General features: G+C 55.3%; 9 protein-coding genes. 7 read left to right on the plus strand and 2 right to left on the minus strand.

Annotation, left to right across the window (positions count from 1 at the left end; all coding sequences use genetic code 11):
- The first annotated feature begins 2 nt into the window (after positions 1-2).
- The 6 genes from bcsQ to KKH3_RS19510 all read left to right on the plus strand — a co-directional run bounded on the left by bcsQ (position 3) and on the right by KKH3_RS19510 (position 13,162).
- The gene (bcsQ, locus tag KKH3_RS19485; RefSeq protein WP_039363527.1) at positions 3-740 is read left to right on the plus strand and encodes a cellulose biosynthesis protein BcsQ; all 738 of its coding nucleotides are present in this window, start codon (positions 3-5) and stop codon (positions 738-740) included.
- Positions 737-3,436 (plus strand): UDP-forming cellulose synthase catalytic subunit, encoded by a 2,700-nt coding sequence (gene bcsA / locus KKH3_RS19490; protein WP_039363529.1) that lies wholly within the window; start codon positions 737-739, stop codon positions 3,434-3,436. The genes bcsQ and bcsA overlap by 4 nt, the downstream gene beginning before the upstream one ends.
- 74 nt (positions 3,437-3,510) lie before the next feature.
- The gene (bcsB, locus tag KKH3_RS19495; protein WP_039363535.1) at positions 3,511-5,841 is read left to right on the plus strand and encodes a cellulose biosynthesis cyclic di-GMP-binding regulatory protein BcsB; all 2,331 of its coding nucleotides are present in this window, start codon (positions 3,511-3,513) and stop codon (positions 5,839-5,841) included.
- Positions 5,842-5,847: 6 nt separating this feature from the next.
- Positions 5,848-6,963, plus strand: coding sequence for a cellulose synthase complex periplasmic endoglucanase BcsZ (gene bcsZ, locus KKH3_RS19500; RefSeq protein WP_039363537.1), 1,116 nt, complete (start codon positions 5,848-5,850; stop codon positions 6,961-6,963).
- Positions 6,945-11,540 (plus strand): cellulose synthase complex outer membrane protein BcsC, encoded by a 4,596-nt coding sequence (gene bcsC, locus KKH3_RS19505; RefSeq protein ID WP_072034573.1) that lies wholly within the window; start codon positions 6,945-6,947, stop codon positions 11,538-11,540. Before bcsZ ends, bcsC begins: the two co-directional genes overlap by 19 nt.
- Before the next feature lie 227 nt (positions 11,541-11,767).
- Entirely contained in the window at positions 11,768-13,162 is a 1,395-nt protein-coding gene (locus KKH3_RS19510; RefSeq protein WP_139338659.1) for a beta-propeller fold lactonase family protein, read from the plus strand.
- Between the two features lie 75 nt (positions 13,163-13,237).
- On the opposite strand, the gene qhpR is transcribed toward KKH3_RS19510, so the two are convergent.
- Both qhpR and KKH3_RS19520 read right to left on the minus strand, forming a co-directional pair.
- A complete protein-coding gene (qhpR, locus tag KKH3_RS19515) occupies positions 13,238-14,296 on the minus strand; it encodes an AraC-like transcriptional regulator QhpR (RefSeq protein WP_039363541.1) in 1,059 nt (352 codons plus the stop codon).
- Positions 14,297-14,454: 158 nt separating this feature from the next.
- Positions 14,455-15,462: a phosphotransferase enzyme family protein gene (locus tag KKH3_RS19520; protein ID WP_039364363.1), complete on the minus strand. Its 1,008-nt coding sequence runs from the start codon at positions 15,460-15,462 to the stop codon at positions 14,455-14,457.
- 257 nt (positions 15,463-15,719) lie between these two features.
- On the opposite strand from KKH3_RS19520, the gene eat reads away from it, so the two are divergent.
- Positions 15,720-17,081, plus strand: a complete 1,362-nt coding sequence (gene eat / locus KKH3_RS19525; RefSeq protein WP_039364365.1) for an ethanolamine permease — start codon at positions 15,720-15,722, stop codon at positions 17,079-17,081.
- The last annotated feature ends 22 nt before the right edge of the window (positions 17,082-17,103 follow it).

Consider the following 17,103-nt stretch of genomic DNA (forward strand, 5'->3'; position numbering starts at 1 on the left):
CGATGCCTGTTATTGCATTGCAGGGAATTCGCGGAGGCGTAGGCACCACTTCGATCGCCGCCGCACTGGGATGGGCTTTCCAACAGTTGGGCGAGTCCGTACTGGTGATTGATTTCTCGCCGGACAATTTACTGCGCATTAACTTTACTATGCCGTTTGAACAACGCCGCGGCTGGGCGCGGGCGGAAGCCGACGGTGCGCCGTGGCAAACCGGTGCCATGCGGTATCTCCCCGGACTGGATTTTCTGCCGTTTGGTCGCCTGAATGCGCAGGAAGTCGCGACGCTTCAACAACATTACCAGCAGCGCCCCGCGACCTGGCAAAACAATCTCGCGCAGCTCAACGCGGCGGGTCGTCATCGCTGGATACTGATCGATGTACCGGCGGACAACAGCCCGCTCACGCGGCAGGCGTTAGCCACCGCGAATACCGTGTTTCAGGTGGTTGTGGCAGATGCCAATTGCCATTCACGCTTACATCAGCAGGCGTTGCCACGTCAGTGCCATTTTCTGGTTAATCAATTTTCTACGCTCAGCACACTCCAGCAGGATTTACACCAGCTCTGGCTGCACACGCTGTCACACCTGCTGCCGCTGGTAGTACACCGTGACGAAGCCTTGGCAGAATCGCTGATGCTGAAACAACCGCTGGGCGAATGCCGCCCGGACAGTGTGGCAGCGGAAGAGATCATGACGCTGGCAAACTGGTGCCTGATTCACGTTAAGGAAAGTGGCGTATGAGTAGAATCCTGCGCATATTCCTCGTTCCGCCCGCCAGACAGGCGATACAGCAGCGCTACCGCAGCTATCGCCAGCAGGGTGCCTCCGCCTTGGCGGCATTTCTCGCCACGCTGTTTGCGATACTCGGCTGGATCTTCCTGCGGCTGGAGTCTGAGGGCTGGCAACAGATTCGCGCGCAGCGAACCTACTGGTTCCCACACATTTCGCCTCAACGCCCGCGCCCGGCCGATATTCTTCGCTATCTGACGCAGGGTATTTGGCTGCTAACCATCAAAAACGGCCAGTTGCCGACATCCCGCCGCAATGTCTTCTCCGCGCTACCGCGCTGGCGGCAACGCTACATGAACGCGCTGCAAGGGCTGTTTACCCGCTTTAGCCACGCCAATACTGACGATCGCGATGACAGTGAGTCTAGTCCTGCCAAGATGAGCCGCCTCCAGACGCTGGTGACGGTAGCGCTGAGCCTGCTGTGCGCAGCGCTGGCGTTGCTGTGCATCACGCAGCCGTTTGATTTGCTGTCTCAGTTTATTTTTATGACCCTGCTGTGGGGGATCGCCATGCTCGTTCGCAACATGCCGGGACGCATGCCGACGCTCATGATGATTGCCCTTTCTTTCACTGTCTCCTGCCGTTATCTGTGGTGGCGCTATACCGAAACGCTGAACTGGGACGATCCGCTGAGCCTGATCTGTGGCCTGCTGTTGCTGGCGGCGGAAACCTATGCCTGGGTCGTATTGGTTCTTGGCTATTTCCAGACGATCTGGCCGTTGAACCGCCACCCGGTTTCACTGCCGGAAGACAGCAAAACCTGGCCGACCGTCGATCTCATGATCCCAACCTACAATGAACCACTGAGCGTTGTGAAACCGACGGTGTATGCCGCGCTGGGCATCGACTGGCCTAAAGATAAGCTCAACATCTATATTCTGGATGACGGCGGGCGCGCCGAATTTAAAGCCTTCGCAAAAGAAGTCGGCGTCCATTACATCGCCCGCGTCACGCACGAACATGCCAAAGCCGGGAACATCAACAACGCCCTGAAACAGGCGCAAGGCGAGTTCGTCGCCATTTTTGACTGCGACCACGTCCCTACCCGTTCCTTCCTGCAATTAACTATGGGCTGGTTCTTCAAAGACAAAAAGCTGGCGATGCTACAAACGCCGCACCATTTCTTCTCGCCCGACCCGTTCGAACGCAATCTGGGGCGCTTCCGCCGCACCCCCAATGAAGGCACGCTGTTTTATGGTCTGGTTCAGGACGGCAACGACATGTGGGACGCCACGTTCTTCTGCGGTTCCTGCGCCATCCTGCGACGTAAACCACTGGATGAGATCGGCGGCATTGCGGTCGAAACGGTAACGGAGGATGCCCACACCTCGCTGCGCCTGCATCGTCGTGGTTACAGCTCGGCATATATCCGCATTCCGCAGGCCGCAGGATTAGCGACAGAGAGCCTCTCAGCCCACATTGGGCAGCGTATTCGCTGGGCGCGCGGGATGGTGCAAATCTTCCGGTTGGATAATCCCCTGTTCGGCAAAGGGCTGAAGCTCGGGCAGCGACTGTGTTATGCCAATGCCATGATGCACTTTCTGTCTGGTATTCCCCGACTGATCTTCCTGACCGCGCCGCTGGCCTTTCTGCTGCTACACGCCTATATCATTTTCGCCCCAGCGCTGGCCATCGCGCTCTACGTGTTGCCGCATATGGTGCACGCTAGCCTGACCAACTCACGCATTCAGGGTCGCTACCGTCACTCTTTCTGGAGTGAGATTTATGAAACTGTGCTGGCGTGGTACATCGCTCGACCCACCACCGTAGCGCTGTTTAACCCCCACAAAGGCAAATTCAACGTGACGGCCAAAGGTGGGCTGGTTGAAGAACAGCATGTCGACTGGGTCATTACGCGGCCTTACCTGGTGCTGGTGCTGCTGAACATCGCCGGAGTGGTATATGCAGGCTGGCGACTGATTTACGGGCCGCCGGAAGAGATCATGACGGTGCTCATCAGCCTGCTCTGGGTCATGTACAACATGACCATTTTAGGCGGAGCCGTCGCGGTTGCCGTAGAAGCGAAGCAGGTGCGTCAGGCACACCGGGTGGAAATGTCGATGTCCGCCGCGATTCTGCGCCCCGACGGTCATCTGTTCCCCTGCGTGCTGCGTGACTATTCCGATGGCGGTGTCGGCGTTGAAGCGCGTGAATCTGGCATTGTTCAGGTCGGGGACAGCGTCTCGCTGTTGTTAAAACGCGGCCAGCAGGAATACGCCTTCCCGTTCAGCGTCACCCGCGCGTTCGACAACAAAATTGGCCTGCGCATGACCAACCTGACCATTCGCCAGCATATTGATTTCATTCAATGTACGTTTGCCCGCGCCGACACCTGGGCGCTCTGGCAAGACAGCTTCCCGCAGGATAAACCGGTCGAAAGTCTGGTTGATGTGCTGGCTCTCGGCTTTCGCGGCTACTTACGTCTGGCCGATTACGCGCCGCCCGTCATACGCAACATTATTCTGGCCTTCCTCAACATCGTGGTGTGGGTTGTGTCATTCATCCCGCGCTATGTGGGGAAACGCACCCTAACAGGCCAGTCAGGCGCTGCGCTGCCGGAAAACATCAGACATCAGGGCAAGACACCGTCTGCCCATGAAACGCGATTTGCACAAGAGAACCTGTTTACAGAAAAGACAGTGGCTTAATTGCCATTCACAGGCCGTGATCAACGGTCTTTCTCCCGACAACGAGAAAGCCCCTTAACATTGATGATGACACGATGACGAAAAAAATAATCTGGTTCACCGCATTGGCTTTAGGCGTCAGCTCATTATCTCAGGCTGTCACCACGCCGAACGCACAAACACCCGCCGAAGGGGGCGTGGCCCAGCCGCCTGCCAATGCTGCCAACGCAACACCCGCGACGACGAGCATGCCTGCGATCCCGCTGGTGCAGCCGCCGGCCAACGCCGCCGTACGCAATGTGGTGATGCCATTTGCGCAAATTGCGCCTGCGCCGGGCACCTTTGCGCTACGCGGCATTAATCCCGACGGACAGATTGAGTTTGGCGTTCGCAGCGACGAAGTCGTCACACAGGCTTCACTCGACCTCGAATTTACCCCGTCACCGGCGCTGATCCCCACCGAGTCGCATATCAAGGTTTACCTGAACAATGAGCTCATGGGCGTCACCACGATTAGCAAAGAGCAGATGGGGAAATCCAACCGCGTGCGCATTCCTATCGATCCGCGCTACATCACGGACTTTAACCGCATGCAGTTGGTGTTCGTCGGCCATTATCAGAACATCTGTGAAAACCCGGCCAGCACCAGCCTGTGGCTGGATGTCAGCAAAGCCAGCGCGCTCAATCTGCAATTCCAGAAGCTGACGCTGAAAAACGATCTGTCGCCGTTCCCTGCGCCGTTTTTTGACAGCCGCGATACCCGCCCGCTAACGCTACCCATCGTCTTTGCCGGCCAGCCGGATCTGGTGCAGCAGCGTGCCGCCGCGGTGCTCGCCTCCTGGTTTGGCAGCAAAGCACAATGGCGTGGGCAGTCTTTCCCTGCCCTCTTCAACCAGTTGCCAACGAGTCACGGTATTGTGTTCGCCACCAACGATAAGCGGCCGGATTTCCTGCGTGACTCCCCCGCCGTGAACGGACCAACGGTGTCTATCATCAGCCACCCCAACGATCCTCACATTAAACTACTGCTGGTGCAGGGGCGTGATGATAATGAACTGCTTACCGCCGTGCAGGGCATCGCACAGGGGAACGCGCTATTCCGTGGGCAAAGCGTCACGATCGATAAGGTCGAACAACTCGCCCCACGGCAGCCGTATGATGCACCAAACTGGGTGCGCACCGATCGCCCGATGACCTTCGCCGAACTACAGCAATATAATGAACAGCTGCAAACCGACGGTATCGTGCCTCGACCGATTTCACTGACCATGAACCTGCCGCCTGATCTGTTTATGGTTCGCAGTCAGGGCATCGATATGCGCCTGAAATATCGTTACACGGCGCCGCAAATTCAGGACGGATCGCGCCTGAGCATCAACCTGAACAACCAGTTCGTACAGGCCTTCTCGCTGGTACCAGAACAGGACCAGAATTCCCTGTTGATGCGCCTACCGCTCACGCAGGGGCTATGGGATTCCGACAAGAGTCTGTCCATTCCGGCGCTGAAACTGGGTACCACCAACCAGTTGCGCTTTGATTTCAATTACACCACGCTGCTTTCCAGCGGCACCGCCGACCGCTGTGAAACCTATACGCCGGTCGTCAATCACGCCGTCATCGACAGCAATTCGACCATTAATTTCTCTGGCTATCGCCACTTTATGGCGATGCCGGATCTGCGCGCCTTCGCCAATGCCGGCTACCCGTTCAGCCGACTGGCTGACCTGTCACAAACGCTGGTGCTGGTGAACAAACAACCACAACCGGCTCAGGTCAGCGCGCTGCTGAATGCCATCGGCAACATTGGGGCGCAAACCGGCTACCCGGCGCTGGCGGTACAACTCAGCGATGACTGGACGCAGATAGATAAGCAGGACAGCGATATTTTGATGATCGGCGCTATCCCGCCGGAGCTGCACGACAGCAGCAAAATCAACCTGCTGGTCGAGCAAACGCAAAGCTGGATTAAGCAGCCGATACGCCAGACTGCTGTTCTGGACATGGATGCGCCCGAATCTGACGCGACGCCAGACAGCAAGGCCACCGTCAGCGGTGACGGCCCAATGTCGGCGATTATCGGCTTCCAGTCCCCGTATCACGACCAGCGTAGCGTCGTCGCGCTACTCGCCGATAGCCCGCAGGGCTATACGCTACTCAATAACACGCTGATCGACAGCGAAAAAAGAGCCTCACTGTTCGGTTCCGTTTCCGTCATCCGTGAATCGGGCATCAATAATCTGCGCGTCGGTGACGTTTACTACGTCGGCCACCTGCCGTGGTGGGAACGTATCTGGCACGCCTTGGCGCAGCATCCCGTCTGGCTGGCTATTATGTCCACCGTCACCGTCATTATTGTCGCCTGGCTGCTATGGCGTAGTCTGAAATTCTTCAGTCGCCGCCGCCTATCGCCGGATGAAAGGGACTAACGCACCATGCCGCACGGGCTGCGCTACCTGATCCCCACGCTGCTGTGGCTATGGGCTTCCCTGGCCACCGCCGCGAGCTGCGATTGGCCAGCCTGGGAGCAGTACAAGCAGCATTACATCAGCGCGGAAGGACGGGTGATTGATACCTCAACACCCAATAAAATCACCACGTCCGAAGGGCAAAGCTACGCCATGTTCTTTGCGCTGGTCGCCAACGATCGCGTGATGTTTGATCGGCTGCTGCAATGGACGGAAAACAACCTGTCCGCGGGCGATTTACGCACTAACCTGCCCGCCTGGTTATGGGGAGAAAGCCCCGATAAACACTGGACAGTGCTGGATCCGAATTCCGCTTCCGATGCCGACCTGTGGATTGCCTATAGCCTGCTTGAAGCCGGTCGGCTGTGGAAAGAAGCACGCTATCAAACGCTGGGCACCGCATTGCTCGCACGCATCGCCAAGGAAGAGGTGGTTAACATTCCGGGGCTGGGCGTGATGCTGTTACCCGGCAAAGTGGGTTTCGTAGAGAAAGACAGCTGGCGCTTGAACCCCAGCTATCTTCCACCACAGCTGCTGGCTCGATTTGCTCCGCTGGATGAGAAGTGGAAAGCGATGCAGCGCACCACACAGCGCCTGCTGTTAGAAACCGCGCCAAAAGGGTTCTCGCCTGACTGGGTCATCTGGCAAAAAGGCAAAGGCTGGCAGCCCGATACCACCAAACCCAATGTCGGCAGCTATGACGCCATCCGCGTCTATCTGTGGGCGGGGATGATGGCCAACAGCAGCAAAGGGAAAACCGACTTGCTCAAACAGTTTCAGCCGATGATTCAGCAGACGATCCAGCAAGGGCGACCGCCTGAAAAAGCGGATACCGCGACAGGCACTGTTACCGGACAGGGATCGGTAGGCTTTTCCGCTTCACTGCTTCCGATGCTATCCCGTCAATCGAATGCGCTGGCCGTCCAGCGCCAGCGGCTCGCCGACAATCCACCGGGTGACGATGCCTATTTCTCTGCCTCTCTGACGCTCTTTGGTCAGGGATGGGATCAAAAGCGCTACCGCTTCACGTCACAAGGCCAACTTTTACCGTCCCGGGGCAGCCAATGCACAACAACACCTTAAACTGGCTGCGTGTCCTCCCGTTATTGCTGGTTGCTGCACCGCAGGCATACAGCGAGGATACCGCGCCACCAGAGCAATTTCTGATGGAACAGGTACGTCTGGGAGAAGCCAGCAACAAAGACGAACTCGTGCGTCAGTCGCTCTTTCGACTGGAACTTATCGCTCCAAATAACCCTGAAGTGATAGCCGCCAAATTACGGCTGTCGATGCGTCAGGGCGATCAGACGCAGGCTCGTCAGCTGTTGGAGAAACTGAAAACGCTGGCACCCGATTCCACTGCCTATCGCCATGCAAGCATGATACTGGCACTGACGCAGGAAGAGATGCGCCAGCAGCTACAGAAGGCACGCTCGCTATCTACCGCCGGACGCTACGCGGAAGCCAAAGTGGAATACGACGCACTCTTTCACGGCGAGCCGCCAACGCTCGATCTCGCCGTGGAGTATTGGCGCATGGTTTCCTATTTACCAAATCAGGCATCGACCGCAATTAAGCAACTGAGCGCGCTGGATCAGGTTTACCCTGACAACGTTCCGCTGCGCCTGGCGTTATCATACTTGCTCTTTACTCAGGATAGTAATGAGCAGACCTATCCTTTGCTGAAACAGCTGGCTAACGCTCCCGTTGGACGCAGTCAGGCTGCGTCGCTATGGCTGGCAATCATTCAGCGAATGCCCGTCACGCCGCAGAGCGTGGCAGAGTTAAATCGCTTTCTGACCCTATTTAATGAAGGAAAACAGGCAGAAACCGCGCGCAAAGCGCTCAACCGCCAGCAAAAAATGTTAGCTGACGCGACCTATCAGGCACGCCTCCGTAGTCTGGCACAGGTTGGAAGCGGCGGTGGCGACAGCACCATACTCAATGAACTGAATAAAGCGCTGTCTGCCACGCCCAATACACCGGAACTGATCGGCGCGGTGGCTCTGGTTTATCTGCGCGAAGGCGATCGAAAAAAAGCGCTGGAACAGTTTCAGAAGGCATTACAGGTGGATATGAGCCGTCTGCACAGCGGCAGATGGGAAGGACTCATCCAAAATACGCAAGACTGGACCACCATTGCGAAAGGTGACAATGCATTGAAAGCCAACAATCTGGCGCTGAACTGGCTGCGCCTTCTCCCGTTATTGCTGGTGACTGCGCCGCAGGCATACAGCGCAGAAACCGCATCGCCAGAGCAGTTTCTGATGGAACAGGTGCGCCTGGGAGAAGCCAGTAACAAAGACGATCTTGTCCGCCAGTCGCTCTATCGTCTGGAACTTATCGACCCAGATAACCCCGAGGTTATTGCCGCCAAATTACGGCTGGTACTGCGTCAAGGCGATCAGGCGCAGGCGCGCCAGCAGTTGGAAAGGCTGAAGACTGTGGCGCCCGACTCGGCTTTCTATCGTCAGGCAGAAATGACACTGGCGCTGACGCAGGAAACCGCGCGTCAACAGTTACAACAGGCGCGTTTACTGTCTACCGCCGGACGTTACCCAGAATCCAAAGCACAGTACGATGCGCTCTTTCACGGTGAGCCGCCAACGCTCGATCTCGCCGTTGAGTATTGGCGTCTGGTCTCTCGCTTGCCGAATCAGGAAACGGTCGCGATTAAGCAACTGGAAGCGCTGGATCAGATTTACCCGGATAACGTTCCGCTGCGCATGGTGTTATCACGCTTGTACTTTAGCCAAAACCTCAATGAGCGGGCTTACCCTTTATTGGAACAACTTTCTAATGATCCTGTCGGACGCAGTCAGGCCGCATCGCTATGGCTGGAAATCATTGGCCGAATGCCCGTCACGTCGCAGAGTGTAGCGGAACTCAACCGCTTCCTGACCGTATTCAAAGACGGTGAACAGGCAGAAACTGCACGCAAAGAGCTCAACCGCCAGCAGGGAATGATGGCCGATCCGACCTATCAGGCGCGGCTCCACAGTCTCGCACAGGTGGACAGCGGCGGCGGCAATAGCGCCACGATCAATGAACTGAATAAAGCGCTGACCGCCACGCCAAACGATCCTGAGCTGATCGGCGCAGTGGGTCTGGTTTACCTGCGCGCAGGCGATCGCGCAAAAGCGCTGACACAGTTTCAGAAAGCATTGCAGGCGGATACTGATCGCCTCAACAGCGGTAAATGGGAAGGGCTCATCCAAAGCACGCAATATTGGAACACGATTGCGGAAGGCGACAACGCGCTAAAAGCGAACAACCTACCGCTGGCGCGGCAGAAATATCAGCAGGCGCGCCAGATGGATAACACCAACGCCTATGCGCTAATTGGTCTGGGTGATGTCGCCGTTGCCAGTAAGAATGATGCCGCCGCCCAGCCGTTCTATCAGCAGGCCTTGCGCCTTGAACCCGGCAATGACAACGCCTTGCGCGGCCTGGTCGGCATTTATCAGCGGCAGTCGCCGGAGAAAGCACTCGCTTACCTCAACAGCCTGTCACCCAGCCAGCAGAATGCGATGCGAGAGCCGCTTGCCGCACTGCGGCTCGATATCCTGAAACAGCAGGCGGACAGACTTTCAGAACAACAGCAGTGGGCGCAGGCGGAGGAGAAGTATCGTCAGGCGAACCAGCAGGATCCGAACGATGTGTGGCTGGCCTATCGCTATGCTCAGACGCTGCGCCAGTTGGGACAAACGCAGCAGGCGGACAGTGTGGTACAGCGTGCGACGTCTATTCCCCTAACCAACGCGGAAAAAAATTACGTTTATTCACTTTATCTGTCGTCCACCAATCGCGATGAGCAAGCACTCGCTCACCTGAACACGCTTCCCACAGCACAGTGGAGCGACGATATGCGCGACTTATCCCAACGTTTGACGATGCAAACCACGTTAGCTAAAGCGGAAGCGATACGCGACGCGGGTGACGAATCCGCCGCTATCGCTTTCCTCCGTCAGCAACCGGCTGACACCCGCATCGATCTCCTGCTGGCAGACTGGGCGCTGGCGCGAGGTGAATACGCTACCGCGCTGGCGGATTATCAGCGCATCCGCTCGCGGGAACCACAGAACCCCGATGCACAACTGGGGGAAATCGAGGCGTTTATCGCACAGGGTCAGCAAGATGACGCGCGTCAACGTCTGAACCAGCTCCCAGTACAGGCCGCGGATACCCTCAACACGCAGCGGCGCGTCGCCAACGCCTGGCAAGCGGTCGGGGATCCGCAAAAATCGGCGGCTCTTTTCCGTCAGCTAAAAATCGAGGCGCAGAAAGAGCCTGTCGGCCAGACTACTATCAATCAAACGACAGCGCTGGTTTACCGCGATGCGGCACGCGTTGAACAGCAGCAGTCCCAACCTGAGCAAGCGCAGCAGGACTACAAACAGGCAATGGTTGCCAGCGGCATTACCCCCACGCTGCCACAAAGCGACGATGATTACACCCGGCTAACGCGCAATCAGGCAGGGGACGACTGGCTGCAACGCGGCATCCGTGCCGATGCCGCAGACCTGTACCGCAAGCAGGATATTACCGTCACCCTTGACCACGATTACTCGGGTTCGAGCGGGACAGGCGGGATTTCCGATCTGAGCGCCCACAATACCCTGTTGCAGATAGACATGCCGCTGTATGACGGCCGCGCCTTCTTCCGCACCGATACCGTACAGATGAATGCCGGCACCTTCTCAGCGGACAGCAACGGTGCCTATCGGGAAACCTTCGGCACCTGTGCCACGCAGGACTGCTTCGACGGCAAATCGCAGAAAGCCACCGGCACCAGCGTCGCCGCAGGCTGGAAGAACGATCGCTGGTCAGCGGATATCGGTACCACGCCGCTTGGCTTTGATGTCGTCGACATCGTCGGCGGCGCAAGCTACAGCGGTGACTGGCGGCAAATCGGCTGGACGGCGACGGCATCGCGCCGCCCAATATCCAGCTCATTACTCGCCTTCGGCGGCACCAAAGATCCGGGAACGGGCATGACCTGGGGCGGCGTGCGTGCCACAGGCGTCAGCCTCGGGCTGAGCTACGATCGGGGCGAAGCGCACGGCGTTTGGAGTGATTTCAGCGTCCACCAGATCACCGGTAAGAACGTGGCCGATAATGACCGCGCCCGCGCCATGGCAGGTTATTACTACAAGCTGATTAACGAGGATAACCGACGCGTCACGGTCGGCCTCAACAGCATGTGGTGGCGTTATCAGAAGGATTTAAGCGGTTACTCGCTCGGTCAAGGCGGCTACTACAGCCCACAGCAATACCTCTCGCTGGGTGTACCGGTGAACTATCGGCAGCGGACGGAAAACTGGTCGTGGGAACTCGGCGGATCGCTGTCGTGGTCACGTTCCTCCACGAAAGATCAGCGGCGCTATCCGCTAGTCGGCCTGCTTGGCAGCGCCGCATTAACCGACAGAGACGCTATCGAAACAGGCAGCAGCAGTTCCGGCTTCGGTTACACGGCGCGTGCCGTCGTCGAACGCCGCCTCAGCTCACACTGGACGCTGGGTGTCGGTATCGACATTCAGCAAGCGAAGGACTACACCCCCAGCCACGGCCTGATCTATGTGCGCTACTCCGCCTCCGGCTGGCAGGGCGATCTCGACAGCCCACCGCAGCCGCTTACACCGTACGCGGACTTTAAGTAGCATAGGCATTAACAAGCAATGAGATGTCGATACTCTTAAAACACACTTGAATCGCCTAAACACAACATAATTTTAGTTACGGGAACAACATCAATATTTTTAGCCATTTATTTCTGCATGACGGATTAAAGATACACAACATGATGAAGACATATTTATTTTTATCACTCTCTTTATATAAAAATTATTAACAATTTATTTCCCTATTTCATAATCTATTATTCAATATGACATACACTATTGAGATAAAAAAAATGCCTATAACCATGACTTACGGTTTTTTACTCGCACTTGCTTTTTCTATAACGGCTACTTATGCATTCGAAAAAGAAAAAACGAGTATGGAAAACATAATTAGCTCACTACCTATATCATCAGAAAGTGAAGAAAACACCCCTGAATTCATTTCTAAAACATCAGAAATATTTCTTTCCAACGTATTTAACGTCGTCACACTTAGCGACCAAAGCTACGCCTTTGCATCGATTTCTGATGCAGTCATAGAAGGCATAACCTCATCGCCATCTGCTGCAATCGCTGTTTTAAAAAAGAGACAAGGTGAGTGGAAAGTTGAACATTATCTTGCAATAAATTCAGCTGACACGGCACTCACGAAAGCGTTCGGTATGGCGCTATCTAAAGATGAATCTGTTTTGTCTGTTGCAGTACGGGAAGGTGTCGTATTACTGGATGTATCCAGTATGATACAGGGACAGATAACGTCATATTATGTCGATCTTAATACTGGATATACGAACCGGCGCGATAGACCAGGGTCTATCGCCGTCGTTTCAGGAAATGACAATAGGCACTTTTTTATTGCCGATGAATATGGTGAGTTTCCCGGTTATTACGGATTGGGCGACGTGGCGATCGTTTCTTACCAAAGAGAGCCTGATGGCAGAATTTCTGCCCAAAGGCTAGGATATATAAGACCGGAACAGAATGCGATTGCTGGACTTAATATTTCACCTGATGGAAAAACTCTCTATATACCAAGCCAAGTCTCACCTGAATATCAATATAGAGATTTTGCAGGCCTGGATCATCTTGAAGTCGCAAAGCAGTGCGGAAACAGCTTTAGTGGTTCGATTTCGATTGTAGACGTAGAAACTCTTTTACAGAAGGCCGAGACTAACCCTGGTAATGGGAACAGAGTTCTTAATAACGTTATTCAAGCTAAAGTAGCTGCGGGTTGCGGCGTTGTTCGTATTGCAGTCAGCAATGATAGTAAGACCATATGGTCTACCGCTCGTACAGATAATAAAATTCATGCCTTTGATGCCACACGTTTGCGCAATGATCCTAATAACGCTTATCTTTATTCGGCGTCCTCCGGCGGAACGGCTCCCGTTGGTATATCTTCCTTTTCCGAAGATCGTTATCTAGCTGTTTCTAACTCTAATCGATTCGATGGCGTAGATGAAAATGGCAACCCGGCAATACCGAATATTTCTATTTTTGACGTGAGTAAAAGAGAACAACCTGAATTGCTTAAAAAAATCACCAGCGGAGAGTTTCCCAGAGATATTTCCCGAAATCCTAATGATCAATCAGTATTCGTCGCAAACTGGCGTTCTTTTACCTTTCAGGAAATCTCTATCGCCCCAATATCTGAATAGCGCTAAGCAATCAATGTCCTGAAGCCGTATGACTTAACAGGAAAGGGTGACGAATATGATACGTAAATAACGAGCTCAGGATAACTTAACGCTCCCGCCTTTACGCCACTGACGAGGGCTGATGCCAAACCAGCGACGGAATGCCCGGGAAAAGGCGCTCACTTCGGAATAACCGAGCAACAGCGCCATTTCCGAAATCGGCAGTTGTTTCTGTTGGAGATAGTGCGTCGCCATTTCACAACGCAGCTTGTCTACCAACAGTGAAAAACTCAGCCCTTCCTCCCGCAGGCGGCGCTGAAGCGACCAACTAGATAACCCCACTTTTTCTGCCACCTCTTCCAGCGTCGGCTCTTTCTGCATCAATAACAGATGAACCTGCGTACGTACCTGATCGACAATACTTTGCTGTGGCGATGTCTCGTTCAGGCGGCGAATGGCATCTTGCATCACCAACAGCAGCGTCATATCACGTTCCGGCATGGTACGAACCAACTGATGTTTGGGAATCAGCAGGGAATTGTAGGGTTGATCGAAATAAACCGGTGCGTCGAACACCTTACAGTGCTCATGCCACATTTCAGGACGCGGATGCTCAAAATGTACTTCGCGTGGCGCCCAATGCCTGCCCAGAACGTGGCGAATCAGGTTCAGAAACATGCCGAGCGTCAGTTCGGCATCCTGACGGCGATGTAAAATGGCGCCGTGCCGCACCTGATAGTCCAGCCGCCAGCAGTCGCCTTTATCCACCATGCGCGTCAGCGTATCGTGTTGATGGCAGGGAAATGCCTTCACCACGTTGTGCAGCGCCTGCTCCAGCGTGTCCGAACATAAACCGATATAACCGATCAGGCCTAATGACTGCGGTTTAAACTGCTTACCGTAGTGTAAACCGAAATTATCAACACCCGAGTTACGCGCGGCTTCCTCCATCACTCGACAGTAGTTCACCAGCCCCAAACTGAGCGTCGGACTGGCGAGTTGCTCGGGATCGACACCGCTGATGCCGAAGATACGATCGGCATCACCGCCGTTATCGTGAATAAAGTCGCCGAGCCCGGTTGCCGCCGCCGCCAAAACACCGCGGTTGCAGGAGAACGCCGCATTCAGCGCCGAAGAGTACGTCACGTTTTCCATTGCCTGTCACCTCGCCGTATCACTCTGCCCGCCAACGGGCAATAAAACGATCAGCAAGTTTCATACCAGTCCGTACTACCGTGAAATCAAAGAGTTATAAAGATCCCATTAAAGCGGACGGGCATTAAAGTGGCACAAGCTGCCCGTCCGTGGTGCATTCAGACCACACCAATCGGCAAATCACTGGTTTCCAGATAACGATGACACAGACGTACACTGTGCTTTGCCCAGTCAGAGCCGAGGCTTTGCGCCATTTCCGTTTCTGCATGTGATCCCACCCACGCGGTAAGCTGGATACGCCGTTGGATCAGCAGCGTCGGCAACAACGCCAGCTCCTCATCGCTGACGTGAGCCACACGTTCGTAGCCACATAGCCAGTTTTCAACCCACTCCGCCGCACGCGGATGGTGCTCCACAAAACTAATCGCTGCGGCCAAATCGTGCAGATACCACCCCATACCGCAGTCGTCAAAATCGATCACTCGCGTTTCGCCGCGATGCAAAAGCAGATTGGTCAGGCGCAGGTCAGCATGAATCAGCCCATAGCGATGCGGCGCTTTGCCAAAGGCCGCCATCTCTGCCCCCATACGCGCAATCGCCTCTTCGACAATATCGTGTTCGCCAACCGACAAATTTGGCGCATCGCGCCAGTTCCCCCAGTGGCTCTGCGCACTCACCATCGTATGATGATCCCAGACAATACGCCGGAAACCGTCAGGTTTTTGCCAGTGACGGCTGTGCTGGTGCAGACGGGCGGTGATTTCGCCCAGTTGCCGAAACGCACGCGGATCGACGCTGGTGGTCGGCATATCGCCGTCAATCCAGTGGAACAGCACGGCATAGCGACAGGAACCATCAGAAAGACTTAGCGACTGCACGCGCTCCCCAGTCGCATCGCGTAGCGCTTCCGGAACGACAATCCCCGTCTCACGCAGTGCGTCCAGCCACAGTAACTCGCTTTCAATCTCCGCTTTCTGATGATAATGGCTGCGGTGTAACCGCAGGGCATAACGCTTACCTGCCGACGAGACAAGAAACGTCGCATTTTCCGAGCGGCACAGTAGCCGCACATCCCCTTGCAACGCTGCCGGATAATAGCCAAGCGCCCGATGCGCCAGCGCCGTAATTTCTGCGTTACTTAAGGTGTCGTATTGTTTAGCACTCATGGTTACCACTCCGACGCGAGTCAATGAGCGCTCAGCATGGCGTGTGCCGCCCATAGAAACTTGACGCACCAGAACCCCTGTTTGACTCCAGAAAGCACATGAGCGATGTCACCAACAAAAGTTGACTTCAGCGCGCAGCATTCAGTACGCCAGCGTCAAGTTTTCAAGCGAAAAGCGTGGGCATTATCGCTGCACAAGCCAATGGGGTTGCCGTATCGGCCCCCAATAATCATGAGCAGACTGACGGGGATAATGTGATGACGAGCAAATTAAAGCCCACACTGGGCACCCTGCATTTGTGGGGCATTGCGGTAGGACTGGTAATTTCTGGTGAATATTTTGGCTGGAGCTATGGTTGGGGCGTTGCGGGTACGTTGGGTTTTTTGATCACCACACTGTTCATCGCCGCCATGTACACCTGTTTCATTTTTAGCTTTACCGAACTCACCACGGCGATCCCGCATGCGGGCGGCCCTTTTGCCTACAGCCGACTCGCGTTTGGCGATCTGGGCGGGTTGATTGCTGGCATGGCCACGCTGATTGAATTTGTTTTCGCCCCACCGGCTATTTCGATGGCGATTGGCGCATATCTGAACGTGCAATATCCCGAACTAAATCCCAAATTCGCGGCCGTTGGTGCGTACCTGATCTTCATGAGCCTGAACATCCTTGGCGTGAAGCTGGCAGCCATGTTTGAGCTGGTGGTGACGCTGCTGGCGGTGATAGAACTCCTGGTATTCATGGGCGTGGTCGCACCGGGCTTCAGCCTGAGCAACTTCGTGGCACACGGCTGGGCAGGACAGAATGAATTTTCACCCGGCGCGATTTCCGGTATGTTCGCGGCAATACCGTTCGCTATCTGGTTTTTCCTCGCTATCGAAGGCGCAGCAATGGCGGCGGAAGAGGCTAAAGATCCCAAACGTACCATCCCGCGTGCCTATGTGAGCGGTATTCTGACGCTGGTAGTGCTGGCGATTGGTGTGATGCTCATGGCCGGTGGCGTAGGCGACTGGCGTCAGCTCTCCGATCTCAACGATCCCTTGCCACAGGCGATGAAAATAATCGTCGGCGAAAACTCCAACTGGATGCACATGCTGGTATGGATTGGCCTGTTCGGCCTGATCGCCAGCTTCCACGGCATTATTCTGGGTTACTCACGCCAGTTCTTCGCATTGGCGCGTGCCGGCTATCTGCCACCGGGGCTTGCCAAACTGTCCCGCTTTCACACACCGCACCGCGCCATTCTGGCTGGCGGCGCAATCGGGATTACCGCTATTTTCTGTGACGGGATTAACCTACAGGGCATGAACCTGACGGCGGCCATGATAACCATGGCGGTTTTTGGTGCCATCGTCATGTACATCATGAGCATGCTCAGCCTGTTCCGCCTGCGCCGTAGCGCACCCGATATGGCACGCAGCTATCGCGCGCCCGGCTACCCGATTGTTCCTGCATTCGCCCTCGTCTGTGCCATCATCTGCCTGATAGCCATGCTCTGGTTCAACCCGATGATCGGCGCAATATTTTGTACCTTTATGCTACTCGGCTACCTCTATTTCCTGACCACTAAAACCCGTCGGGAAACGCTACTCGAACCGCTTATCGCCGATGCCAAATAGCACTGAAAAACACATTTTATAA

Source organism: Pectobacterium actinidiae (genome assembly GCF_000803315.1).
GTDB lineage: Bacteria > Pseudomonadota > Gammaproteobacteria > Enterobacterales > Enterobacteriaceae > Pectobacterium > Pectobacterium actinidiae.